27 protein-coding genes and 1 tRNA gene are annotated in these 24,903 nt (G+C 47.8%); 3 read left to right on the top strand and 25 right to left on the bottom strand.

Annotated elements, in window-relative coordinates:
* Positions 1-38: 38 nt before the first annotated feature.
* The 8 genes from hslU to ACAN54_RS01160 form a co-directional block, all read right to left on the bottom strand.
* The gene (gene hslU / locus ACAN54_RS01195; protein WP_379151306.1) at positions 39-1,439 is read right to left on the bottom strand and encodes an ATP-dependent protease ATPase subunit HslU; all 1,401 of its coding nucleotides are present in this window, start codon (positions 1,437-1,439) and stop codon (positions 39-41) included.
* 32 nt (positions 1,440-1,471) lie between these two features.
* Positions 1,472-2,014 carry an ATP-dependent protease subunit HslV gene (hslV, locus tag ACAN54_RS01190; protein WP_379151304.1) on the bottom strand — a complete coding sequence of 181 codons (543 nt, stop codon included), beginning with the start codon at positions 2,012-2,014 and terminating at the stop codon, positions 1,472-1,474.
* 114 nt (positions 2,015-2,128) lie between these two features.
* Positions 2,129-3,487 carry an FADH(2)-oxidizing methylenetetrahydrofolate--tRNA-(uracil(54)-C(5))-methyltransferase TrmFO gene (trmFO, locus tag ACAN54_RS01185; protein WP_379151301.1) on the bottom strand — a complete coding sequence of 453 codons (1,359 nt, stop codon included), beginning with the start codon at positions 3,485-3,487 and terminating at the stop codon, positions 2,129-2,131.
* Positions 3,488-3,511: 24 nt separating this feature from the next.
* Positions 3,512-5,608 (bottom strand): type I DNA topoisomerase, encoded by a 2,097-nt coding sequence (gene topA / locus ACAN54_RS01180; protein ID WP_379151298.1) that lies wholly within the window; start codon positions 5,606-5,608, stop codon positions 3,512-3,514.
* A gap of 163 nt (positions 5,609-5,771) precedes the next feature.
* Complete coding sequence (gene dprA, locus ACAN54_RS01175) at positions 5,772-6,890, bottom strand: DNA-processing protein DprA (protein WP_379151294.1); 1,119 nt, start codon at positions 6,888-6,890, stop codon at positions 5,772-5,774.
* A gap of 209 nt (positions 6,891-7,099) precedes the next feature.
* Entirely contained in the window at positions 7,100-8,029 is a 930-nt protein-coding gene (gene sucD, locus ACAN54_RS01170) for a succinate--CoA ligase subunit alpha (protein ID WP_379151290.1), read from the bottom strand.
* Positions 8,030-8,060: 31 nt separating this feature from the next.
* Entirely contained in the window at positions 8,061-9,218 is a 1,158-nt protein-coding gene (gene sucC / locus ACAN54_RS01165; RefSeq protein WP_379151287.1) for an ADP-forming succinate--CoA ligase subunit beta, read from the bottom strand.
* 345 nt (positions 9,219-9,563) lie between these two features.
* Positions 9,564-10,028 carry a MarR family winged helix-turn-helix transcriptional regulator gene (locus ACAN54_RS01160; RefSeq protein ID WP_379151284.1) on the bottom strand — a complete coding sequence of 155 codons (465 nt, stop codon included), beginning with the start codon at positions 10,026-10,028 and terminating at the stop codon, positions 9,564-9,566.
* A gap of 147 nt (positions 10,029-10,175) precedes the next feature.
* Here ACAN54_RS01160 and ACAN54_RS01155 point away from each other — a divergent pair, with 147 nt between their 5' ends.
* Positions 10,176-10,604: an organic hydroperoxide resistance protein gene (locus ACAN54_RS01155; RefSeq protein WP_379151280.1), complete on the top strand. Its 429-nt coding sequence runs from the start codon at positions 10,176-10,178 to the stop codon at positions 10,602-10,604.
* A 103-nt stretch (positions 10,605-10,707) separates the two neighbouring features.
* Here ACAN54_RS01155 and ACAN54_RS01150 read toward each other — a convergent pair whose 3' ends face one another.
* From ACAN54_RS01150 to ACAN54_RS01100, 11 genes are all read right to left on the bottom strand, one after another.
* Positions 10,708-12,474: a YifB family Mg chelatase-like AAA ATPase gene (locus tag ACAN54_RS01150; RefSeq protein WP_379151277.1), complete on the bottom strand. Its 1,767-nt coding sequence runs from the start codon at positions 12,472-12,474 to the stop codon at positions 10,708-10,710.
* 197 nt (positions 12,475-12,671) lie between these two features.
* Positions 12,672-13,181 (bottom strand): phosphoesterase, encoded by a 510-nt coding sequence (locus tag ACAN54_RS01145; RefSeq protein WP_379151274.1) that lies wholly within the window; start codon positions 13,179-13,181, stop codon positions 12,672-12,674.
* Positions 13,182-13,239: 58 nt separating this feature from the next.
* Complete coding sequence (locus ACAN54_RS01140; RefSeq protein WP_379151271.1) at positions 13,240-13,656, bottom strand: hypothetical protein; 417 nt, start codon at positions 13,654-13,656, stop codon at positions 13,240-13,242.
* A gap of 133 nt (positions 13,657-13,789) precedes the next feature.
* A complete protein-coding gene (locus ACAN54_RS01135) occupies positions 13,790-14,176 on the bottom strand; it encodes a YraN family protein (protein ID WP_379151268.1) in 387 nt (128 codons plus the stop codon).
* Positions 14,173-14,475, bottom strand: a complete 303-nt coding sequence (locus ACAN54_RS01130) for an EscU/YscU/HrcU family type III secretion system export apparatus switch protein (RefSeq protein WP_379151265.1) — start codon at positions 14,473-14,475, stop codon at positions 14,173-14,175. The genes ACAN54_RS01135 and ACAN54_RS01130 overlap by 4 nt, the downstream gene beginning before the upstream one ends.
* Positions 14,472-16,616: a DNA ligase gene (locus ACAN54_RS01125; RefSeq protein ID WP_379151262.1), complete on the bottom strand. Its 2,145-nt coding sequence runs from the start codon at positions 16,614-16,616 to the stop codon at positions 14,472-14,474. Before ACAN54_RS01125 ends, ACAN54_RS01130 begins: the two co-directional genes overlap by 4 nt.
* A gap of 181 nt (positions 16,617-16,797) precedes the next feature.
* A complete protein-coding gene (rnhB, locus tag ACAN54_RS01120; RefSeq protein ID WP_379154083.1) occupies positions 16,798-17,409 on the bottom strand; it encodes a ribonuclease HII in 612 nt (203 codons plus the stop codon).
* 200 nt (positions 17,410-17,609) lie between these two features.
* Positions 17,610-18,470 carry a ribosome biogenesis GTPase YlqF gene (gene ylqF / locus ACAN54_RS01115; RefSeq protein WP_379151259.1) on the bottom strand — a complete coding sequence of 287 codons (861 nt, stop codon included), beginning with the start codon at positions 18,468-18,470 and terminating at the stop codon, positions 17,610-17,612.
* A gap of 29 nt (positions 18,471-18,499) precedes the next feature.
* The gene (lepB, locus tag ACAN54_RS01110; protein ID WP_379151256.1) at positions 18,500-19,120 is read right to left on the bottom strand and encodes a signal peptidase I; all 621 of its coding nucleotides are present in this window, start codon (positions 19,118-19,120) and stop codon (positions 18,500-18,502) included.
* Positions 19,121-19,323: 203 nt separating this feature from the next.
* Positions 19,324-19,668, bottom strand: a complete 345-nt coding sequence (rplS, locus tag ACAN54_RS01105) for a 50S ribosomal protein L19 (protein ID WP_074088051.1) — start codon at positions 19,666-19,668, stop codon at positions 19,324-19,326.
* Positions 19,669-19,816: 148 nt separating this feature from the next.
* On the bottom strand, positions 19,817-20,104 hold the full coding sequence (locus ACAN54_RS01100; protein ID WP_379151252.1) for a hypothetical protein: 288 nt from the start codon (positions 20,102-20,104) through the stop codon (positions 19,817-19,819).
* A gap of 238 nt (positions 20,105-20,342) precedes the next feature.
* Between ACAN54_RS01100 and ACAN54_RS01095 the strand changes: the two genes are divergently transcribed.
* Positions 20,343-21,290, top strand: a complete 948-nt coding sequence (locus tag ACAN54_RS01095; protein WP_379151249.1) for a hypothetical protein — start codon at positions 20,343-20,345, stop codon at positions 21,288-21,290.
* 95 nt (positions 21,291-21,385) lie between these two features.
* On the opposite strand, the gene ACAN54_RS01090 is transcribed toward ACAN54_RS01095, so the two are convergent.
* Positions 21,386-21,637, bottom strand: coding sequence for a hypothetical protein (locus ACAN54_RS01090; protein WP_074088046.1), 252 nt, complete (start codon positions 21,635-21,637; stop codon positions 21,386-21,388).
* A gap of 228 nt (positions 21,638-21,865) precedes the next feature.
* Here ACAN54_RS01090 and ACAN54_RS01085 point away from each other — a divergent pair, with 228 nt between their 5' ends.
* Entirely contained in the window at positions 21,866-22,072 is a 207-nt protein-coding gene (locus tag ACAN54_RS01085; protein WP_379151246.1) for a hypothetical protein, read from the top strand.
* A gap of 180 nt (positions 22,073-22,252) precedes the next feature.
* Here the strand turns inward: ACAN54_RS01085 and ACAN54_RS01080 are convergent.
* From ACAN54_RS01080 to ACAN54_RS01060, 5 genes are all read right to left on the bottom strand, one after another.
* A tRNA-Pro gene (locus ACAN54_RS01080) sits at positions 22,253-22,326 on the bottom strand.
* 245 nt (positions 22,327-22,571) lie between these two features.
* Positions 22,572-22,730 carry a hypothetical protein gene (locus ACAN54_RS01075; RefSeq protein ID WP_379151244.1) on the bottom strand — a complete coding sequence of 53 codons (159 nt, stop codon included), beginning with the start codon at positions 22,728-22,730 and terminating at the stop codon, positions 22,572-22,574.
* Positions 22,731-23,170: 440 nt separating this feature from the next.
* Complete coding sequence (gene trmD, locus ACAN54_RS01070; RefSeq protein ID WP_379154081.1) at positions 23,171-24,019, bottom strand: tRNA (guanosine(37)-N1)-methyltransferase TrmD; 849 nt, start codon at positions 24,017-24,019, stop codon at positions 23,171-23,173.
* A complete protein-coding gene (gene rimM, locus ACAN54_RS01065; protein ID WP_379151241.1) occupies positions 24,019-24,543 on the bottom strand; it encodes a ribosome maturation factor RimM in 525 nt (174 codons plus the stop codon). The genes trmD and rimM overlap by 1 nt, the downstream gene beginning before the upstream one ends.
* Positions 24,544-24,651: 108 nt before the next feature.
* On the bottom strand, positions 24,652-24,882 hold the full coding sequence (locus tag ACAN54_RS01060) for a KH domain-containing protein (RefSeq protein ID WP_074088041.1): 231 nt from the start codon (positions 24,880-24,882) through the stop codon (positions 24,652-24,654).
* Between the last annotated feature and the right edge of the window lie 21 nt (positions 24,883-24,903).

Genomic DNA, 24,903 nt, shown 5'->3' with positions numbered 1-24,903 from the left:
CAAATACCTAAATTTGAATCGTTCCGAATTAAAGGGTCCTAAAGGATATATTGACTCAAGTCCCGATCCTGTGCGATTCCTGACAATTTCTCGCGAACGTACTCCGGAGTAATGACCATGGTATCCAGAGTAAGCTCGGGAGCTTCAAAAGATAGGTCTTCCAGCAGTTTCTCTAAAATAGTATGCAATCTACGCGCACCTATGTTTTCCATATTTTGGTTAACCGATGCAGCAATCTTTGCAATTTCATAAATCGCTTCTTTTTGGAACTGAACTTCGATATTTTCCGTTTGCAGCAGATTGACATATTGCTTCGTGAGGGCGTTCTCCGGTTCGGTCAGAATAGAGACAAAATCCTCAAGAGTCAGGCTGCTCAGTTCTACCCGGATCGGAAACCGGCCTTGCAGTTCAGGAATAAGATCCGAAGGTTTGGCTACATGAAAAGCTCCAGCGGCCATAAAGAGGACATAGTCTGTTTTTACTGGACCATATTTGGTCATTACCGTAGATCCTTCAACGATTGGCAATATATCGCGCTGTACACCTTCCCTGGACACATCGGGGCCAGAGCCTTTGCCCTGACTGGCGACTTTGTCGATCTCGTCGATAAAAATAATTCCGGACTGCTCGGCACGAGCTACCGATTCCTGAATGACATCATCCATATCAATCAGCTTCGCAGCTTCATCCTGGATCAGAACTTTCCGGGCTTCGCGGATCGACAGTTTGCGTTTCTTGGTCCGTTTAGGCAAAAGACTACCGAACATTTCCTGCATGTTCATCCCCATCTGGTCATTTCCCTGTCCAGCGAACATGTCGAGCATATTAGGTGTCGTATCCTCTACATCCACCTCAATGATGTCATCCTCTAGCTGCCCTGCCAGCAATTTGAACTTGATACCGCGGCGGCGTTCACTAAGACTTCCATCATCTGCTTCCTCTTTGGTATCCTCGCTCCCACCGCTATTCCCGCCAAAAATCATCTCAAACGGATTCCGTTGCGATTTGTTTTTTGATCCGCCTGGCACAAGAATGGACACAATCCGGTCATTGGCCATTTCTTCAGCACGATCCTTGACCTTTTCAGTCCGTTCCAGCTTTACCATACGAATTGAGGTCTCAACTAAATCACGGACCATTGACTCTACGTCACGTCCTACATAACCAACCTCTGTAAACTTGGTGGCCTCAACTTTGATAAATGGGGCATTAACCAGTTTGGCCAGACGCCGTGCAATCTCGGTCTTGCCGACACCTGTAGGTCCGATCATAAGAATATTCTTCGGGACAACCTCATCCCTCAGTTCTTCAGACAGCAGTGAACGGCGATACCGGTTACGGAGCGCAACTGCCACCGACTTCTTAGCTTGCTTCTGTCCAACAATATACTTATCAAGTTCTGCTACGATTTGCCGGGGTGTAAGCGATTGATTCACCATTGTGACTTCCTCCCTTTTCTGTGGCACCGTGCCTACAGTTCTTCGACAATAATATTAGAATTGGTATACACACATATCTCGGAAGCAATGGTCAGTGCTTCTTTGGCTATTTCCGAAGCGCTTAGCTGTGAAGCGTGCCGCTTCAAGGCACGTCCTGAAGCAAGCGCGAAATTACCACCTGAACCAATAGCAAGCACATCATCATCCGGTTCTATAATTTCACCATTACCGGATATAAGCAACATGCCCTCTTTATCCATCACAATCATGAGAGCTTCCAGTTTCCGCAATATGCGGTCCTGGCGCCAATCCTTGGCCAGTTCCACTGCCGCCCGCTGCAAGTTACCATGATGCTCTTCCAGCTTACCCTCAAACTTCTCGAATAATGTAATTGCGTCAGCCACCGATCCCGCAAAACCGGCGATTACCTGCCCTCTATATAAACGACGTACCTTTCTGGCCGTTGTCTTCATAATCACACTTTCGCCAAATGTAACCTGTCCATCTCCGGCAATTGCTGCATGGCCATTATGTCTCACTGCACAAATTGTAGTTGCATGAAAGCTAGGTAACATAATTTAAGCAACCTCCTAAAAAGTTTTGTAAGCGACACTGCCTAGAATCACCTACACACAAAACTTGCTTCGATAGCACAATCTAAGTTTTGTGAGCGCTACTTTCATATCAATCTATTGCGAAGCCTGATCTGCAATCTCCGGCTTTTTATAAGGAAGACCCGTTTGATCAGCGTAAGCAGCGAGACTGTCCAAGGCACGATGAGCGAGAAACTCATTTTTTTCTTTTTTGCTGCGGATTCTCTGCTCCAGCTTAGGTAATAGACCAAAGTTGGCATTCATCGGCTGGAAATGTTCCGGATCAGCAGACGTGATGTAAGCAGGCATACTGCCCAGTACCGTCTCCTGAGGGAAGATTAATCCTTCTTCACCTAGAGCAGCTCTAGCTGCATTCAGACCAGCTATTAAGCCCGATGCTGCGGACTCCACATAACCTTCTACCCCCGTCATTTGACCGGCAAAGAACAGTCTCTCTCTGCCTTTCATTTGATAGGTCGGATGCAAAAGCTTCGGTGAATTAATAAATGTATTGCGGTGCATTACACCATAGCGGACATACTCGGCATTCTCCAGGCCTGGAATCAGTGAGAATACCCGCTTCTGTTCGCCCCATTTCAAGTGTGTCTGGAAGCCAACCAGATTATAGAGCGTTCCGGCAGCGTTATCCTGTCGCAACTGTACAACCGCATAAGGCAGTTTACCTGTATGAGGATTCAAGAGTCCCACAGGCTTCATAGGTCCGAATAAGGCGGTCTGCTTGCCACGTTTCATCATGATCTCAATCGGCATGCAGCCTTCAAAATAAATCTCTTTCTCAAAATCTTTGATCGCTGCAGTCTCTGCTGAGATTAGCGCATCATAAAAACGGTCAAACTCCTCTTCTGTCATCGGACAGTTAAGGTAGGCTGCCTCACCTTTATCATATCTGGAGGCCAGGTATACCTTACTCATATCGATGGTGTCTTTCTCTACGATCGGAGCAGCGGCATCATAGAAGTAAAAATACTCTTCGCCAAGCAGGCCTTTGATCTCGGCTGATAATGCCGGGGAAGTTAGCGGGCCCGTCGCAATCACAACAATCCCTTCCTCCGGTATATGCGTAAGTTCTTCATTTATGACTTCTACAAGGGGATGATTGTGCAGCATGGCAGTAATCTCACCGGAGAATCCGTCACGGTCAACAGCAAGCGCACCGCCTGCAGGAACCGCATGACGGTCAGCCGCTCCCAGTACCAGTGAATCCAGACGCCGCATTTCTTCCTTAAGCACTCCCACCGCATTGCCAAGTCCATTGGCACGTAGTGAATTGCTGCATACCAGCTCCGCAAATTGATCGGTATGATGTGCAGGAGTCTTTACAACCGGTCTCATTTCATACAATCTGACAGGTACTCCCCGCGAAGCTATCTGCCAGGCAGCCTCACTTCCTGCAAGTCCTGCCCCTATAACTGTTACCTTAGCTATATCTGTCAATTCCCTTTCCTCCTGTAAAGACATTTATTCTGCCAGTTCTTCGCCCTCAAGTACAGCCTCGGTATGATCGCAAGAGGTGCACTGTAACTTCGTTCCCTGCTTGTTACGCTTCTCAATCATCCAGGAACCGCAGTCAGGACATGGCTTAGTGGATGGTCTATCCCACGATACAAAATCACAACCAGGGTAATGATCGCAGCCATAGAAGACACGACCCTTTTTACTTCGGCGCTCAACAACCTTGCCTTCATGGCATTTTGGACAACTTACCCCAATATCCTTGACAATTGGTTTGGTATTCCGGCAGTCCGGGAAACCGGAGCAAGCCAGGAATTTACCGAACCGTCCGAGCTTATACACCATCGCCTTGCCGCACTTCTCACACAGCTCATCCGATACTTCATCTTCTATTTCTATTTCCTTCATTTCTTCTTCAGCAAATGTCAGTCGCTTCTCAAAGGACGTGTAGAATTCGGCTAATACTTTAACCCAATCCTCCGCGCCTTCTTCCACATGGTCAAGGTCACCTTCCATATGCGCCGTGAACTCTACATCCAGAATCTCCGGGAAAAACTGTTCCATCTGCTCGATGATTAATTCTCCAAGCTCTGTCGGCATGAATTTCTTCTCTTCAATCGCCACATAACCGCGTTTCTGGATAGTCTCCAATGTAGGAGCATAAGTACTTGGACGTCCTATACCTAGTTCTTCCAACGTTTTGACCAGACGGGCTTCAGTATAGCGAGGAGGCGGCTGAGTGAAATGCTGCTTCGGCTCAATCTCATGCTTAACCAGATCATCACCCGCTTTGAGCGGAGGTAAATACTTTTCCTCATCCGTGGTACCATCATCATTACCTTCAACATATACCTTCATAAATCCCGCAAAAGACACTTTAGAACCGACGGCTCTGAACACAGCAGTGCCTGCAGTGATATCTACCGATAGCGTATCCAGTACTGCAGAAGACATCTGACTGGATACAAACCGCTCCCATATCAATTTATACAGCCGGAACTGGTCACGGCTCATGTATTCTTTTACCATATCAGGTTCACGAAGTGCGGAGGTAGGGCGGATCGCTTCATGTGCTTCCTGTGCCCCGGCGGCTTTCTTGGAATACTGACGAGGTGCTTCAGGGACAAATTTCTCACCATATTTGGAAAGGATTAATTCTTTGGCTTCGTCCTGTGCGGTAACTGATAGACGAGTGGAGTCAGTACGCATATATGTGATCAAACCGACTGTTCCTTCTTTGCCCAGCTCAACTCCTTCATAAAGCTGCTGTGCCACAGACATGGTTTTGGCTGCACGGAAGCCCAGCTTACGTGCAGCTTCCTGTTGCAAGGAGCTTGTTGTGAAGGGTGCGGAAGGATGACGCTGTCTTTCTTTTTCTTTTACCTCACTTACCTTGAAGGCAGCATTTTTTATTGCTTCCAGTACTTCCTGAACATCACTTTCCTGGCCAAGTTCTTTCTTTTCGCCGTTCAGTTTGTGGAACTTGGCTTCAAAGAGTGAATCCCGAATACCCAGCTTCGCAGTAATACTCCAATATTCTGTCGGTACAAAAGCCGAAATTTCATTCTCGCGGTCCATAATGATTTTTACGGCAACAGATTGCACACGGCCTGCGGACAATCCCTTTTTGACTTTCTTCCATAATAGAGGGCTGATTTTGTAGCCGACCAGTCGATCCAGAATACGCCGTGCCTGCTGAGCATTGACCAGATCCATATTGATTTTCCGGGGTGTCTTGAAAGCATCTTTTACCGCTTGCTTCGTAATCTCATTAAAAACTACCCGGCATTCCTGTGTGTTATCCAGGTCTAGTGCATGTGCCAGATGCCAGGCAATAGCTTCACCTTCGCGGTCCGGGTCAGCCGCCAGATAGACTTTTTTCACTTTTTTGCTGGCGTCCTTGAGTTCTTTCAGGATCGAACCTTTACCGCGAATCGTAATATACTTGGGACTAAAATCATTTTCTACTTCTACACCGATCTGACTTTTCGGCAAATCCCGGATATGGCCCATTGAAGCCTTTACGATATATTTACTTCCTAAATATTTGCCAATGGTCTTCGCTTTTGCCGGCGACTCGACAATAACCAATGCTTCCGCCATAGGTTGTTCCCCCTAAAAGTATTGTAAGTATACGTTTCCTTGAATCTGTATGGAACAAAACCGGCTTCGGAAGCGCACACTTAGTATGGTAAGCATACGTTCCATGAATCTGTTTCGATCATCACTTGTATAGGAAACATAGCTTATCTCTGATCCTTCTATATTAAATCACCTTATAAATTGCCCCTGGTAATTGTGATACCGCTTTTTTTATGATTAAAGATAACAGAACTGAATGCAAATGTCCAAAATCCCATCCCGTTCTGTGCAGCAGCTCATCCAGTGTAAAAGGGCCCTGATGCAGTATATGGTATAGGTGAGACTCCTCACTTGTCAATTTCTTTTCCCCAAGCCTGTGTTCCCCCATCGGCAGCATAGAGTCATTTTCTGTTCCTTCTAAAGTCTTTGAGGGCAGATAGGACAGGTATTCTTCAATAATATCAGAAGCTCCTGTAACGAGTTTCGCTCCTTGTTTAATCAGGTCGAGTGCTCCCCGGCTTTTGGGTGAAGTGACCGGTCCCGGTACAGCAAAGACATCTCTCCCTGCTTCAAGGGCAGCGTCGGCTGTGATCAATGAACCACTCCGGATATCCGCTTCCACTACCAGCGTTCCCAGTGCTAGACCCGCAATAATTCGATTGCGCTGGGGGAAAAGCCCCGGATGACTTGGGGTTCCTATCGGATACTCACTGAGTACAAGACCTTCACGCGAAATCTGCCGTTCAAGTTCCCTATTCTCTGGAGGGTAAATCCTGTCGAGTCCTGTAGCAACTACAGCAATGGTACTGCTTTTACTCCCCAGTGCAGCTTCATGACAGACACTGTCAATCCCTCTGGCAAGTCCGCTTACCACCGTTAAGCCTGCAGCACTAAGCTCCTGAGCCAGCAGTTCACCCACCTTACGCCCATAGGCCGTAGGAACACGGGTTCCAACCATTGCAATTGAAGGACGGGAAGCCAGCTCCAGATTGCCTCTATAATACAATACCCAAGGAGGTTGCGGCGTTTCTTTTAGTCTTTCAGGATAATCTTCATCAAGCAAAGTAGCCACAGCTACTCCCTTTTCCTTCATTAAATTGCAACGCGTATAGATCCAGTCTTTATTAAAATCAGCAACGAGCTTCTGAGCGATTTTCACATGAATCCCTGCTCGTACCCATTCCTCAAAATTACATAAAAATGCATTTTCCGTCAAAAGTCCCGCCCGGTGAATTCTATCGATGGTTTTCCAGCCAATCCCCTCTACTTCATTTAATCCAATCAGCAGCTCACGTGCTTCCATATGTAGTTCTCTCCTTTTTCCGGAAGGCGTAGCCTTCCTGTATTGGCCGCCATTCACCGGGAGAAATAGGGCCGATAGCCCCCGATTCCCTGGTATGCGACAGACCGAACGCAAAAAAAGCAACCTTTTATCCCCATGAAAGAGAACAAAAGGTTGCTTACCTTATAAACTGATTATACCTAATTTGGCCGCAAATGTATTGTGAAATATCAGTGAGTCGTAAAAGCGTTCAAAATGCCGCGTTCTTCCAGGACGCTCACAAGAGTAGAGCCCATTTCTGCTGGTGTTGGCGCAACTTTGATACCGCAGGACTCCAGCACAGCAATCTTCTCACTGGCTGTTCCTTTTCCGCCGGATATAATGGCTCCCGCGTGTCCCATCCGTTTACCCGGAGGCGCGGTTACTCCACCAATAAAGCCGACAACCGGCTTGGTCATATTCTCTTTGATCCATTCCGCTGCTTCTTCCTCCGCTGTACCACCTATCTCACCGATCATAATGACAGCCTTGGTTCCAGGATCCTCATTAAACAGCTTCAAAATATCGATGAACTCCGAGCCCTTTACAGGGTCTCCGCCAATACCTACTGCTGAGGACTGTCCGATTCCGCGCTCCGTCAACTGGTGCACCGCTTCATAGGTGAGCGTTCCGCTACGGGATACAACCCCCACATAACCAGGCATATGAATGTATCCGGGCATAATGCCTATTTTACACTCACCAGGAGTAATTACTCCCGGACAATTCGGCCCGATCAGCACGGTAGGGCGTCCTTCCATATAGCGTGATACTTTAACCATATCCAGCACCGGGATTCCTTCAGTGATACAAATGACCAGTTCAAGACCGGCATCCACGGCCTCCATGATCGAGTCTGCTGCAAAAGCCGGCGGCACATAAATCACACTAGCTGTCGCTCCCGTAGCTGCCTTGGCGGCAACCACAGTATCGAATACAGGCAGACTGACCTCACTGCCATTCTCTAACGTAATATTGACAGTGGTCCCGCCTTTGCCGGGAGTAACCCCTCCTACCATCTGAGTACCATAGTCCAGGGCTCCCTTGGTATGGAACAAGCCGGTCGAGCCTGTGATCCCTTGCGTGATGACTTTCGTATTTTTATCTACAAGAATGCTCATGCTATAGTCACATCCCTAATTAGAATTGTCTTTACACAAGAGCTACTATTTTACGGGCTCCATCCGCCATAGAATCCGCAGCTACTATGTTCAGGCCCGATCCGGCGAGGATCTCCTTACCCAGAGCTACATTGGTGCCTTCCAGACGGACAACAAGCGGCTTGGTCAATCCCAGCTGTCTGGCCGCTTCCACTACTCCGCTGGCAATGACATCACAACGCATGATCCCGCCGAAAATATTGACGAATATTCCACTGACTTTGTCGTCTGACAAAATGATTTTGAATGCTTCGGTAACCTTTTCAGTTGTGGCACCGCCCCCTACATCCAGGAAGTTGGCCGGTTCGCCGCCGTAGTATTTGATAATATCCATGGTAGCCATAGCCAGGCCGGCACCGTTCACCATACATCCGATGTTGCCATCCAGTGCAATGTAGCTCAAATCGAATTTGGACGCTTCAATCTCCTTTGAATCCTCTTCATCGAGATCGCGCAGCTCCAGAATATCCTTATGACGGAATAGGGCATTGGAATCGAAATTCAGCTTGGCATCAAGTGCCATAACGTTTCCATCCCCGGTAACCACGAGCGGATTAATCTCAGCAATGGAACAATCCTTATCCACAAAAGCCAAATATAGCGCTTGCATGAACTTGACCGCTTTATTAACCAGTTCTGTCGGAATCGCTATACTGTACGCTAATTTCCGGGCCTGGAAGGTCTGCAACCCTACAGCTGGGTCAATAATCTCTTTGAAAATCTTCTCAGGATGCGTAGCCGCAACCTCTTCAATCTCCGTTCCGCCTTCCTCCGAAGCCATCATCACCACACGGCCGGAGCCACGGTCCACTACTAGTCCAATATAGTACTCTTTTACTATCTGGCAGCCTTCTTCAATCAGCAGCCTTTTCACAACCTTGCCTTCCGGTCCAGTCTGATGGGTAATCAGCGTCTTCCCGAGAATCTCCTGGGCATAAGCGCGAACCTCTTCGCTAGTTTTCGCAACCTTCACACCGCCCGCTTTGCCGCGTCCGCCAGCATGAATCTGTGCTTTTACCACCACCACCGGGGTACCCAGTGATGCTGCGGCTTCCACCGCTTCCTCCACTGTATAAGCTACTTTTCCGTTCGGTACGGCGACGCCGTACTTCTTAAGTACTTCTTTTCCCTGATACTCGTGGATATTCATACCGGAAGCCTCCTAAAGTATTGCGGTGGCTTAGCAGGCAGCCTGCTGCCATTCCGCTTTCCGTTTTGATTGTCCAAAGCCGGGTCCAGACCGGTAGAAAGTAATTATCCCGGTACATACAGAATACCCGTGCCGGAATATTATGAATTCGGCACAGGTTTCTGTCTATGGCTGCCGGGGCGAATATTTAGAGGAACCATTCCCGCCCAGAGCCATAATATGAAACCCAGAATATTGTAACATGTTTTAAAAACGCTTTCCTTAAAAACTTTCATGATTTATACATACATTTTCGCTCAATTTCATGCCGGAATGCGAACGATCGCATTGACTTCACTCAAAGAACTATTTCATTGCATTGGTATTGGCTTCGTGCACACGGGCGAGCAGGTCCTTGAACTGACCCAGCAGACCCACAAATTCATCTGCTGACAGCATCGTTCCTTCCGCCATTTTACCTGGGATGCACGACGCTTCACTGCGCAGAGCCTTACCCTGCTCAGTTAGTGAGATCAGCACCTTCCGTTCATCCTGAAGTGACCGTTCGCGAAGAATCAGGCCGGCCGCCTGCAGCCGCTTCAACAGCGGGGTTAATGTGCCCGAATCCAGAAAAAGCGCTTCGCCCAGCTCTTTAACTGTACATTGGTGCCGTTCCCACAGGACTAGCATTACAAGATACTGGGAATACGTTAATCCAATCTTATCAAGATGAGGCTGGTACAGCTTCGTGAATTCACGGGAACAGGCATAAATGGTAAAACATAATTGATTCTCAAGCAGCAGCTCGGGGGTTGTGGTTGTCTCATGCATATCTTCTTCACCTGCCTTTATGGCAATAGTTTATCACAATTTCATGTAAATATCATGTTAATAGCAAAAAATATATTGACTATTATTTTTATTGTGTTAAATTAAGTTGTGTACAATACATTAATGAATGAACGGGAGAGATTAATAATGATGACTATCCAACAGAAAATGTACGAAACTACAGTAAAAGCAGTAGGTGGAAGAAACGGTTATATTGAGTCTGAGAGTCCAAAACTGAATCTTACCATTAGCACTCCACGGGAAATGGGCGGCGCCGGAGGCGAAGGTACCAATCCAGAGCAGTTGTTTGCAGCAGGTTATTCCGCTTGTTTCGACAGCGCACTGAACATGGTCGCCCGTATGGGAAAAGTGAAAATTGAAGGCAGCGAAGTTACAGCGACCGTAAGCTTCGGTAAAGTTGAGGATGGCGGATTCGGCATCGCCGTTAAGCTCGACGTCCTGGTCAAGGGTGTTGACAAAGAAACCGCAGCACAGCTGGTAGAAGCGGCTCATGGTGCTTGTCCTTACTCCCGTGCAACCCGCGGTAATATTGTAGTCGAGATGAATGTGCTCTAAGAACTTACTGCACATCTCGTTAACATAACACAAGCTGCCTGGGAGACCAGGCGGCTTGTTTGATTTAATAATCTAACAATGAAACACTTTATTCTTCGGAGAATTACTCATCCACTACAATTTGCCTATCCAAATTACGGTACTGTACAGCTTCAGCAAGATGGGCAGTGTTGATATCTGCTGACCCTTCAAGGTCAGCAATGGTACGGGCCAGCTTAATAATCCGGTCATGCGCCCGCATGCTTAAGCCGAGACTTTCCAGAATATCATTCAATAATTGCCTACCGTCCTTATGAAGCCTTGCATACCGGCGCAGAGCAGCCCCCGACAGCTCGCTGTTCCAGGAGATCGGCAGATTTCTATAGCGTTCTGCCTGAATAGCTTGTACCTTAAGAACTTCGGAACGCATCTCCGCCGAAGATATCGAGGACCCCTCCCCATTCCAGTCACTCTGACGTGGGACATCCACCTGCATGTCAATCCGGTCCAGCAGCGGACCGGAAATTTTGCCGCGGTATTGGGCAATCTTAGCCGGGCTGCAGGTACAACGCTGATGTATCCCACCGTTCCCCAAATATCCACAGCTGCACGGATTCATTGAACAGGCAAGTAAAAATTGTGCCGGAAATGTAAACACCGCCCGTGCGCGGCTGATCGTCACCACTCCATCCTCAAGCGGCTGGCGAAGTACCTCAAGCACATTGCGTGAGAACTCCGGTAGCTCGTCCAAAAAAAGCACCCCCCGATGAGCAAGGCTCACCTCTCCCGGCTTGGGTATTCCTCCTCCGCCGATTAATCCCGCCGCTGATATCGTATGATGCGGTGAGCGAAACGGACGGCAACGCAGCAAACCACTGCCGGTATCCTTCAACTTGCCAGCAGAACTGAAGATTTTGGTCACCTCCAGCGATTCATTGTCGTCCAATTCCGGAAGTATGCCTGGCAGCCGTTTAATCAGCATGGTTTTGCCTGTACCCGGCGGTCCCATCAGTACTATGTTATGCATTCCGGCAGCTGCTATCACCAATGCACGCTTTACATGGTTCTGCCCCAGTACATCACTATAGTCCTCCAGCATTATGTTCACTTCAGAGTTTACAGAATCAATATGAGTATTTTCAGGAATGTACCTCAGGTGATCCAGAGAATAAACTTTAACGGGTGGCCGTTCTCTTTCTACCGTGCCTGTACTGACCGTTACAGGAAAAGGAAGCTCGCCCCGTTCCGGAACAGGTGAAGACAAGGATGAAAGCTCCGAAGCTGTTTTTATGGGAATAGCAGTTGTGTAGCCCTTAGCAGGTGTAACCAGCTCCGAATTAGCCATCATTGGTTTCCCATTCGGGATGACAGCTAAACGCTCCCCCTCTGTATTTGGCAGTGGCAGCTGCCGTAAATGCTCCGCTGCATATACAGTCATCCCGCTGATTAATGCCGCTTCAGCAGCATTACCTGCCGGGACGAGTACAGCCTTCATACCGTTTCGGCGGGCCGCTTCGACCATAGACAGTACTCCGGTAACCGGTCGTAAACTTCCATCCAGCGCCAGTTCACCAATTAATAATAGTTGTGCCGCTTCAGGCATATCCAATTGGCCACTTGTGATGAGAATACCAAGAGCAATCGCCAAATCAAATGCGGAGCCTTCCTTGCGGAGGTCAGCAGGCGCCAAATTTATGGTCACCCGCTGTTGCGGATAACGGTAACCACAATTTTTGACGGCGGCACGCACTCTCTCCACAGCTTCCCGGATTGCTGAATCAGGTAACCCAATGATGCTCGTCTGCGGCAAACCGTTAGCCAGATCAATTTCCACCCCTATCATGACACCCTCTATGCCATACAGGCATGCGCTGTGCATCTTTCCATACATAAAAAACACCTCGTCTCTTGAAATACGCCCCTAAGGACGGATAGTATTCAAGAAAAGGGTGCTTCCTCATTTTCCAGTTATTCAATTATCCTTAGTATACTCAGGATCTATTGGCATAATCAACAGTTAACCAGTATTAAACGGTATATTTTCTTATAATACATAAATATGCATACATCTATATAAGAAAAAAATCGTTATCCTTCCTCATTCACTACAACATGATCTCTGATTTGAGCAAAAGACAGAGGTGTATAGTCCCAGTGTTCTACACAAATATTAAAATAATTCTTCCCCTCATACTTCTGGCCATGAATATGACCGTGCACATTTACATAAGGCATATGCTTGTTCATGTACATAGGTTCATGGGAAAGAAAAAAGAAATCTTTATATACCAAAGGATACTCACTGACTTCATTAAACCCGGCCTCAAGCCACCAGTTCCTACCCCTACTCCGGTCGTGATTGCCTAGGATCAGGATTTTATAGCCATTCAGGGCCGATACAATATCCCGTGTTTTGTCCAAGTTTAAGAACGAAAAATCCCCCAAGTGAAAGACTGTATCTTCTGTCCCGATTACAGAATTCCACTTCGCAATCATAACCTGGTCCATTTCTTCCACACTGCTGAAGGGACGGGTCTCAAAATCAATAATCAGCTTATGACCAAAATGCTGATCTGAGGTGAAAAATGTATTCGACATTCCTTTTCCCCCTACTGTAATCAGACACGGCCGCTTCATTTTAGCGGTGATGCACTCGTCACTCGTTCCAGCTCCGTTTGGCAGAACGCTGACTATTCGTATCCAGCTTTATTAACTCTGCTAAAGGGGGCACTTCCTCGTGCTCTATAAGCCAGTGCCGCATCTCTTTGATGGCTTCCACCTGTCCATTTCCTTTGTCACGCCAGGTCAGCAGCTCTATTACACGAATTACGAGCGATAAAAGACTACTGTTGCTGCTCTGGGTTTTTTCAGCCCGGATTTTTTGGAATAACGCTTCATTCTCCCAATCAATCAATATCTCTTCCGCTATGGCTGGCCGCATAACGGTAAAGGTCTTGTTACACTCGCTGCAGCAAATAACGGAAACAGGCTCTCCGCCCAGCTCTACTACGATTTTGGTTTTACAGTATTGGCAAGTAAAAGTCACCTGTATATCCAACGGTTGATCGCTCACTCGGACAGCCCTCCTCATGGTTGCATTAAAAAGTTACAATAATGTTTACCCATTTCTTCGGAGAAATGACCCATATTACAGAGGGTATGTCAAGACTGTATGTTTGAAAAGTCAACAAAATGTATAAATATTTTCAAAAAGCATCCCGTATATGATGAAGGGATGCAATACTCCGATCTTCATTCAGCATTACCGTGACGACATCAAATGAAACCCGGCGCTCATACTCGCTTTTCATATGTATGTATACCTGGGCGGTGGCACGCACCTGACGAATCTTCCGTTCATCCACAGATTCTTCAGGGGTACCCTGAAGCGGGCTTCCACTGCGGCTTCGCACTTCAATGAAAACAAGCACTTCACCGTATTCAGCAATGATATCCAGCTCCCCGCTGCGGCAGCGCCAATTACGTTCTATAATCCGGTAACCTTGGGAGGATAAATATTGGAGAGCGGCTCTCTCACCATCAGCACCTTTTTGCTTGCGGGTATAAGGATTTCCAGGCGAAACCCCACTCACTTCTGCCTCCGTGTAACAGCTGAGCGGTCACTCTGATAGACAAAACTCAAAATTTCCGCAACCAGCTGGTAAAGCTGCGGAGGAATCTGCTGGTCCAGGTCAAGTTTGGAGAGCACTTCCACCAGGGCAGCATCCTCTTGAACAGCAACCCCGCTATCCTTGGCCAACTGCAGAATCTTATCTGCTACCGCACCTTGTCCCTTAGCTACAACAACAGGCGCTTCACTCTGTCCGGGCGAATATTTGAGGGCTACGGCTTTTTTCCGGTTTTTCGAAATTTCATTGGAGGGCTCACTCATATACGGTAATCCACTCCCTTGTAGGAATCCGGCACATAATCTGCCAGCTTGCCTGAGCCACCCGCAATAGCCACTGACCCCGCACTTCGCTCTGGAAGAGGTTCTGTTCTTAGACTGGACAGCTGATAGCCTATCGATTCCACTGCCGCTCCAATCTCATCCTTGCGTTCTTCCAGAAGTTCTAACACCCAGGGCGTATCGTTATGCAGCTTCAAACTTACGATTCTGTCCACAACCTGCACATCTACCAAAGTCTGTCCCAACTGCTTCATATCCAGATCAAACCACAGACGGCAGTTGGATGCATCCAGTTCGCCTTTGCGGCCCCGTCTGGACTGAATATGAACGGAAGCCGTTTCCTGCCCATCCGGACCATGCAGCGGCAGGAACATCGTAACTTGCGCAAAAGGGGCCGTCCGGTCTGTATTCAGAAGCAGTTGCTGACCCGTCAACTGCTGCACCAGCTGGCCTGCGGCGTCCTTGACCGCGGCCGGCACTTCACTGCTGCCCAGCACCTGCAGCAGCACGCCCTTCAGCGTAGCGGCGGCTGTATCCTCGCCGCCAGCTGCACTTGCCAGCGCCGCCTGCGGCAGCGCTGCTGTGCGCCCTGCTGCGGCCGCAGGCACCGCCGCCGCACGCACCTCAGCGGCGGCCAGCCCGCCGCCGCGAACGGCCTGCTGCTCGTGCTCTGCACCGAGCAGCTTCAGCACCCGCCCCACCCACGACTCCGTGTCGGGGGTGGCTGCGGGGGCCGTCTGCTGCTGCGCCGCAGCAGACGGGTTCTCCCCGCGCTGCCCGGCAGGCGCGGGGGCTTGCTCTTGCCCCGCCGCTACTTGCGGGGCTATAGTGCCCTGCGGCGGCTGTGCGGACGCAGGGGCAGGGGCAGCGAGCTGCGGCAGCGTGCCGCGCAGCTCGGTCAACACGCCCTGCAGCTTCGCGAGCAGAGCGGCACCCGTGTTTGCAGCAGAACCTGCTGCTGCAGGTACTGCTGTCCGTTCCGGCTGTGCCACGGAACGGATTTCCGCCCCTTCTGCCTGTTCCGCAGAAGGAAGAATACCTGCAGTTGCACCAGTTCCCGCAGCTAGGGATTGGGCATTACTCGCCTTCAGAGTATTGCTCGCCATTTGAGCGGCGCCTGCCTCATCAGCAACTACTTCACCACCCAGCACATCATTCCGCGCTGTTTGGCCTGTTGAGACCTCAGCCGGTTGTTCTGCCTCAGCAGCTATATTGGCTGCCACCGCTGCAACTGCGTTTTCGGGAGTCTGCCCAGCTCTAGCAACGCTACCAGAAGGCATTCCAGGTTGATCAGCGACTTCAAAAGCAGTTGCTGATCCGGCTGAATTGGCTGATACCGTAGCCGTGGCCGTTCCATCTGCATTAACAGCAGCTATTTGGCTTGCTACAGGAATAACAGGAGCGGTAGCACTTCCGTTTACAGGCATTCCTGCAGAAGGTGGAGTTGCCGTTCCTGGAACAACACCTGATGTTGGCTGGCTGGAAACTTTCGGTGCAGCAGTATTGCCACCAGCCGCTTCGAACTCCTGCTGCGCCCATTGGGTGATCGCCGTTTCAAGCTGAGCCACCAGCTCATGAAGCTTAGGCCCGAACACGGCTTGCTGAAGTCCTTTCACACTTTCTGCCGTAACAGGGAGTCCACGTTTTACCGAGATGACGGCCGCCTCCAGCCACTCCGATGCTGGAACATTAGGTGGTTTGGCGCTCATAACAGCATCCAGCTTCGCTGCCGTTTCTTTGGTCAGAGGGATGCCTCCAGATACCATAGCCTGAATAATTTCCTTTCCTGCCTTGGAATCTGTAAGTCCAAGCGATTCCAGTGCTTCCCCCATACTTTGAGGTGAAGCCAGAGCGGCCTCACCGGAGGAGACGGGTTTTAATACAGGCAAACCGCCTTCTCCCGGAGGAGCAACCTGCAAATTCAGCGTTTGCCCGGGTTGCAGCGGCGTCTCCAGTTCCGCACGAACTGGGGTGCCTTGAATCTGCACCACCGCCTCTTTACCAGAATCAGATACGCTAAGTACCACACCCCGGACAACCTGGCCTTCCTTTAGCTCTACCGCCTTGGGTTCACCTGGTTTTTGGTCTCCAAGCAATCCGCGAATCAGAGATCCGATGTTCATGCCGTGCTCCCCTCCTTTCGTCTATTTCTTTCTATATATATCGGTATTTCAAGACGTTTTATAAGAAACGCATCTCACCCAAGTTTCGCTTAAGATAAGCCCGTGATCGCAATTCCTCTTGTATATAAATACACATTAATTCATTCAATAGGATAGCCTGTAGATTTGCATCTCCCTATTCTTAAAAAAGCGTCAGTTCGTCTGAAAGAATTCTCCCTAGAAAGCTGCGGCGGTGCATAGGCGTCGGTCCCAGCGCCAGAATCTGTTCTCTATGCAGTTTTGTCGCATAACCTTTATGTATTTTAATACCATAGTCCGGGTATAATTCATCCCAGAGACCTTCGCAGAGCCGGTCACGTGTAACTTTGGCCACTATAGATGCGGCGGCAATGGACTGACTGTTAGCATCCCCTTTAATAATCGCACGCTGAGGCAAGGGAAGATCCACCTTTTCCGCATCTATCAGCATATAATCAGGCCGATGCACCAGACCTTCTACCGCTTTTTTCATCGCCAGCCTGGAAGCCTGCTTGATATTGATCTCATCAATCATCATAGAGTCCACATGCCCTACACTTACCGCCAGCGCATGCTCCATGATCTGCTCGAACAAGATCTCCCGCTTTTTCGCTGACAGCTTCTTGGAATCATCCACGCCCTCTATAATAAGACCTTCCGGTAAGATAACTGCAGCCGCTACAACATCCCCAAACAGACAGCCTCTACCCACCTCGTCAACCCCTGCTATATTCCGGTAATCCTGCTCCCAGCATTCCTTTTCGTAGCTTAACATATCTATCGAACTCACCGTTTATCCACCACCAATTCTTATTTCCCTATTCTCTGTACAAGCCAGCTTATCATAAGAATACACCGCGGTCATCCCACTTTTTGCTCAAAATACCCCTTCCAAATTCAGGATCATTCATGTATACATAACAAAAAACCATCCCAATTGCTCGGATGGCTCTTCCATTCCACATGATTTTGTATTTAAGGCGTTTCCAATGTGAAACGTCCCAACTTGCCAGCCCGCAGATCATGCAGCAGTAAGCGCGAAGCCTTCTCCAGGTCCACCCGGCCACCGCTGATCAGACAGCCCCGCTTACGCCCGACAGCTTCCATAACTGCAACAATTTCATCTGGATTCTCCAAGTCTTGCGGGAGCTTCTCGATCCCAAAACGCTCCTTGAAGCTTTCCCCATAATCCCTCACCAGATATTTCACCGCATAAAAAGCAATATCCTCAATATTCAGGATTTCCTCTTTAATTGCACCGGTTATTGCCAGTCGGTAGCCTACATCCTGATCCTCGAATTTAGGCCAAAGGATCCCGGGCGTGTCCAGCAATTCCAGATTTCCGCCCGTCTTAATCCATTGCTGTCCTTTGGTAACGCCCGGGCGGTCACCCGTTGCCGCGATATTTTTGCCAGCCATCCGGTTGATCAGTGTAGATTTACCCACATTGGGAATCCCGACGATCAGTGCCCGGCTCGGACGCGGATTCATACCTTTAGCAATCTGCCGGTCGATCTTCTCTTTCAGCAGCAGCTTGACCTGTTCAGGAATCTCTTTGATGCCAGTGCCTGTAGCTGCATCCACCGGGTGCGCAACATGGCCTTCTGCCCTAAAATAAGCCAGCCATTTCCGTGTAGCCTCTAGGTCAGCCAAATCCGCCTTATTCAGAATAATCAATCTTGGCTTATCCCGCAAAATATCGTCAATCATCGGATTGCGGCTGGAAAGCGGCAGACGGGAATCGAGCAATTCTATACACACATCAATCAGCTTCAGCTTATCCTCGATTTGCCGCCTAGCCTTCGTCATATGACCAGGAAACCATTGAATGGCCATTGCCGTCACCTCCTTTGACTTCCGTCAACTTAATGGTTAATTACTGTAACATCTTTAATCGGCCAAAAAATGAGGTCTGCGCGGCCGACAATATCACTCAGCGGTACATAACCGATCATCCGGCTATCCGTACTGTCCGAACGGTTGTCTCCCATTACAAAGACATGCCCTTCCGGTACTTTTCCATCTGTAAAATCTTCATTCGGGAAATTCTTGTTATTGTACAACGCGTTGTTATCGTGCGCCTGGTTAATCGCATCCTGAATATAGGTTTCATTCACCGGTTCACCATTTACAGTGACCACATCGCCTTCAACCTTCACTGTATCTCCGGCTACGCCAATTACACGTTTGATGAAATCCCTGCCTTCAGATGGCACATGGAACACAATAACCTCACCCCGCTGCGGTGAACGGATGTCGTATAAGATTTCATTGACAATCACACGTTCCCCGGTATGAAAATTCGGCTTCATGGAAGGCCCATCCACAATAAACGGTTTGAACAATAGCCATCGTATCAAAATCACCAGAATCAAAGCAATTGCAATTGCTTTGATCCATTCCAAAACCTCATTTTTGGGCTTGCGGGGATTCTTGCCGTCAGGCTCAATAACCTCACCTTGTCCCTGCTGAAAATCCTGCTGCATAGTTCACCGTCCTCTCTATATGCTACCCTCACTATACAACAAAAAAACTCCTACCAAAAACTCCTCCACGAATACTCCGTCAGGAGGCCTTTTCGGAGAAGCTGATCCAAAGGCAAATATAATCAAGATTTATATTAACAATTTCTTATATGTGAATAAAACGAAAGGGGCTTGATATCAAGCCCCTTTCCTTTGCCGCAATTTTAGCGACGGATTTCTTTAATTCTTGCAGCTTTACCGCGCAGGTCACGAAGGTAATACAGCTTCGCACGACGCACTTTACCACGGCGAGCCACTTCGATTTTCTCGATCTTAGGCGAGTTGATTGGGAAAGTTCTTTCCACACCAACACCGTAAGAGATTTTACGAACCGTAAAAGTCTCACCAATTCCACCGCCGCGACGTTTGATTACAACGCCTTCGAACAACTGGATCCGTTCACGAGTTCCTTCGATAACTTTTACGTGCACTTTCAAAGTGTCACCCGGGCGAAAACTCGGGATATCTTTGCGAAGTTGCTCTTGCGTAATTGCTTGTAGGATATTCATTTAGGACTTCCTCCTTCCGTACAGGTGTTCTTGCCTCTTCCGGAGAGACCATCGCTCTCCCTCATTATCCGCAGAGGACCACCGTATTCCACACAACAGAAATAATATTATCACAATCCCTCACGAAAGACAACTTTTTTTTCGAGATTCAGAGAGGCATCATATCACGTTTCTTTGCCTTTACTTTACAGTCCTTGCACAAGCCGACGACTGTCCCGTTATCCTGGGCATAGAAGATCAGTTTGCCGTTTTTCTTCTTACAAGAAGAGCAAGGCTGTTCATCAGTACTCTGCTTGGCTTTGCGGTGTCGGTCCATAGAAATCACATTACTGGTAGCGCCTTTTTTGGAACTTGAAGATGGTTTTCTCGGGTTGAGGTAACCGAAATACACAACCACACCAACTAATAACACAACTATAACTGCCGCATATTGCATTTGCATCATCCGCTCCCTTGACTGGTGTCAGTCTAATAGTAAACAGATCATCCCGGGCCTCGCATGGCTACGATAATACATTTATTCTAGCATACCTCTTCATCGAAATGTAGCAGACCAGATAACCTCGACTTTAGTCCAGCACATCAACCCGTCCCCGGCCCGTTTTCCAATATTTTTCCATAAGATATAGTGTGTATATACATAAGTAACAAGCAAATTACGGGAGGGCCTGAAATTGAAAAGAAATCGTAATCCTGCAATTCTCGCGGCAGTTGCCGTTTTCTCTATTGCATTGCTGTCCGGATGCCGAGAGCTTCCAGGCAAAGAAGCTGCAGACAAACAGCTGGAGCAGCGTCTGAATGGAAATTTCCAGAAGGAAACTTCTGAAGAAGTGAAACAAGGGTTGGATGAGGTTACTTCAGGTATTAAGCAAACAGTACAGAATACTTCCGTGAAGATGACAGAGGATTTGAACGGGAGCAGTTTGAATAAAGTGCTCGAGATTTCGAAAAAAACCAATTATGCAACTGAACTGGTTCTTAAAAATAATGTGGGAGAAGTGAAGGTCACTTCCGGCAACAACGACTTCATCACCGTGAAGGCAACAGTCGTCCCACATTCCGGAATGAGTCTGCTGACAAAACAAAATATTATAGATCACGCAAAAGTTACAGTTCAAGCTGACGGAAATAAGCTTAAGGTTTTCACCCATTCGAAGAATGCACCCGCAGAAGATCTATGGACCTGGGCACAAAAAGAATATGGCTCCTCCGATTTCAGTATTAGTTATAATATTCAAGTACCTTCTGATATAGATGAATACCAAATTAGTAATAATGTAGGTTCGATTCAGCTGCAAAACTTGAAAGGAACTTTCCATATCTCCAGCAATGTAGGGTCAATCGTTCTGGATAATGCACAGTTAAGCGGAAGCTCGACCGTGGTATCGAATACAGGTAGTATCGATATGCACATCAACGCCTTGAATTCCAGTAGCACTCTAAAAGCCAGTAGTGAAATTGGAACAATCACAGCCAATCTTAACAGCCGCCTAAAGTGCACTGTAACCACTAAAAGTGAGCTTGGCCAAATTACCGGGAATGAATCTGGAAAAACGGATTTCAACGGCGGCGGTCCACTAATCTCTCTGTACACACAGATCGGTTCAATTACAGTTCAATAGTCAACGAAATAATACAGGTGAACCAGCTTCACTATAGATATAACAAAAGCAGCCAATCTCAAGGGAGACCTGGCTGCTTTTGTTATGTCTTAACCCTAGATCAGCGCTATGGCCAGCAAGGTGAACAAGCTTAATGTCAAGATCTCGCTGCCGTATCCGTAGAACCCGCCATAATAATTTCCATAAGGATTAAATGCCGAAGTCTTCATTTTGCCATTGCCCTTTGTCTTCAAATATACATTGTTTCTGTCTACATTCACGATGATCCCTTCATGCCGTTTGCCGTCTGTAGTCATGATGCGAACTCTTTTATTCATACAATGTAAACAATTATAATAGGCTTCCACCTGAGAACCCCTCCCCATTCGTGATGCTGTATGTTATGCCCGGGGGGATAAGCCGGGAACGGCAATTGCCTCGTGGTAGACAGCAATAAAAAAAATAGCTGTGAAACAAAGAACTTGTGAACATTGTGTATCATTTTCGAGAAAAAGAGGTTATTATTAATGTAATATTCACAATTAGAGCGTTTACGAAGGATGGACAAATTTCATTTAACAGAGGAGGCAAATCTCATGAGTGCAGCTGGCAAAAGATTTATCAATGAAGGGGTGCTCCGTATCGCCTGGTTCATTATCTTTGCATCGCTTACCTATACTGTACGGAATTACACATGGGTGGTTGTATTATTTTCGGTAGTAGCTATCTATGCTCTCGGTTCAGGTATTGTGATGCTTGCGAAAGACCGTCAGGATCATCGCGATCATCATTCCAGGGTTTAGCAACGCTTAACCCCTACCGTGCTTATCCGCAGCACTTTCTCTGGACCTTTGGTTCAGCAGAAAGTGTTTTTTTAATGCATGCACCCACAGAGGGATATTTACAGCAAAAAGAACCACTTCGCGCCTGTTACTTACCCGGCTGATAGTGATTCCCTCTATCTAAGATGCCAATTTGGTTAATCGGAGTAACAGGATTTGAACCTGCGACCTCACCCACCCCAAGGGTGCGCGCTACCAGGCTGCGCTATACCCCGACATTTATGTATTGCTGCGCTTTGTTCAATATACGCTTTAATCCTAATCGTAGAACTGAAGTGCCTTTCATTTACCTTCATTTTATATATACCGCAGACTAATAAAAGATTCAAGCATAAATTTCCTACTCTAAAAAACTATTTTTTTCTTAAAATTTATAGTTTTTTCGCAAAAGCTGTGCTATACTCTTGGCACAAGGAAAGGAGGTGCGTTCACATCAAGCATGACATGCTGAACGTATCCCTTACCCGGACCAACGGCTGAAGTTCTGGCCCTGGTGGCGCGGGATACGGATCAAAGTTTTAACTAGCGCCTCGGGTAGAGAGACCGTCTTCGGACGGTCTTTTTCATTGCCTGCCCCCATTCCAGAACGGGCTGCAAAATGCTGTATCGTTGTTATCAAAAAACCACTACACCAGCCCCGAGTTCAGTCCCGGCTGAGGTAGTGGTTTTTATTCATGCTATATTGGTCTTATGATTTACGATTGGTATAGAAATCGATAATATCATTTACTGTGCGGAGCGGCTCCGCTTCTTTGTGGACAGTGTCCACGTCTGGCTTGAATTCTTCACGCGTATTCGTAGTCACTTATGTTCATTCCTTTCGATGGTTAAAATAGTTAGTTACATCTGAGATGTAATTTCCGGCGCCTCTCATAATTACCCCAAAAACAGGGTAGTAACGCACATCTGCTCGTATTTTTCAAATAATCTCTTAAGCTCATTCTCCTTTCAGCATGTACAAAGATTTGTATGACAGAAAAAAGCACAACAAAAAACGCCTCATCAACATAGTATACGTTAATAAGACGCTAAATATTCCATTTTATAGTAAATTTTACGTTAAAATATTTTTTTCAGTTTATCCAGGGCCGCCTTGTCCTTTATCGTCAGCTCAGCTGTCTCCAACAGATCCGGCCGGCGTTCTAAAGTGCGCTGCAATGCCTGCTCACGCCGCCACACTTCGATATTCGCATGATGTCCGCTTAGAAGGATATCAGGCACCTTCCATCCTCTGAATTCAGCAGGACGGGTATAATGAGGATATTCCAGAAGACCAGTACTAAACGAATCTGTCACCGCCGACGTCTCATTGCCGAGCGCTCCAGGCTGTAGCCGGACCACGGAATCAATCACTGTCAATGCAGGCAACTCTCCCCCGGTAAGTACATAGTCCCCGATTGACAACTCATCCGTCACCAGATGTTCTCTAATCCGTTCATCATAACCCTCATAATGACCGCAGATAAAAATGAGATGCTCTTCCTGTGCCAATTCCTCAGCGATCTGCTGATTATAGGTCTGACCCTGAGGGCACATCAAAATGATCCGTGGTTTCGCCTGAGAGACAACAGCACTCCCGCTCTCCACTGCAGCTTCTCCAGGGCTGTTCACTCGAAGCGATTCGTCCGTTTCAGCACTCTGCCCACCTTCTGAAGCTATACCCCTTGAATTCCCTGAAATTGCAAGCACATGTTCCACAGCGGCAAAGATAGGATCCGGCTTCAACACCATCCCGCCCCCGCCGCCATAGGGTGTATCATCCACACTATTATGCTTGTTTCCGGAGAAATCACGAAAGTTGACCGCGTTCAACGAAACAATCCCTTTTTCACGTGCTTTGCCTAGAATGCTAGTGCCGAATACACCTTCACACATTTCAGGAAAAAGCGTCAGCACATCAATCCGCATCATGGCAGCAGCCCTTCCATCAGGTGCACCTTAATCTTTTTGGCCTGGATATCTACATCTAGCACGACATCGTTGATTACCGGAATTAGGATGTCCTGACCCTTGGCCGGCTTTACCACCCATACGTCGTTAGCTCCAGGTTGAAGGATTTCCGTAATCTTGCCGAGGGGTTGACTGTCGTCTTCATCGGTATACACTTCGCAGCCAACAATCTGGTGAAAGTAGTATTCATTCTCCGGCAGCTCCACTAAGTCATCACTCGGTACCGTCAGCAAGCTTCCTTTGTATTTCTCGATCTGATTGATGTTGGTATATCCCTTCAGCTTAACGATATACGTTCCCTTATGCTCTCTTGCCGCTTCCACCGTTACCTCGAATTTCGGGCTACCGTCCGCAGGAACCACGAACATTTTTTTACCCGGGGCAAATCGGACTTCCGGAAAATCGGTAGAAGATAATATTTTGATCTCCCCGCGAATTCCGTGTGTATTGACTAGCTTGCCTACGTTCAGCTCTTCCGTCATCTGACCCTCTCCTTTACCTATAGTTGTTGTGCAGCAGATTCCTTCTTATATATTTCAACAAAAAGGAGCCGGGATATACTATCCCTAGCCCCTCATTGAACGCATTCTTTAAGATAAAATATCCACGGTAACGCGTTTATCGCTCTTGACTGCTGCAGATGTGACCACGGTACGGAACGCTTTAGCGATCCTGCCCTGCTTGCCGATGACCTTACCGACATCATCTGGATGCACAGAAAGCTCATACACAATCAGGTGTTCTTTCTCCACGGTCCGTACAGCCACATCCTCTGGATGATCCACTAAAGCCTTAGCAATAACTCCAACTAATTCTTCCATAGAGGACCCTCGCAATCAGTC

This window comes from Paenibacillus diazotrophicus, assembly GCF_042610465.1.
The sequence above is the reverse complement of the archived record's forward strand: the minus strand, read 5'-3'. Positions and strand labels throughout refer to the sequence as shown.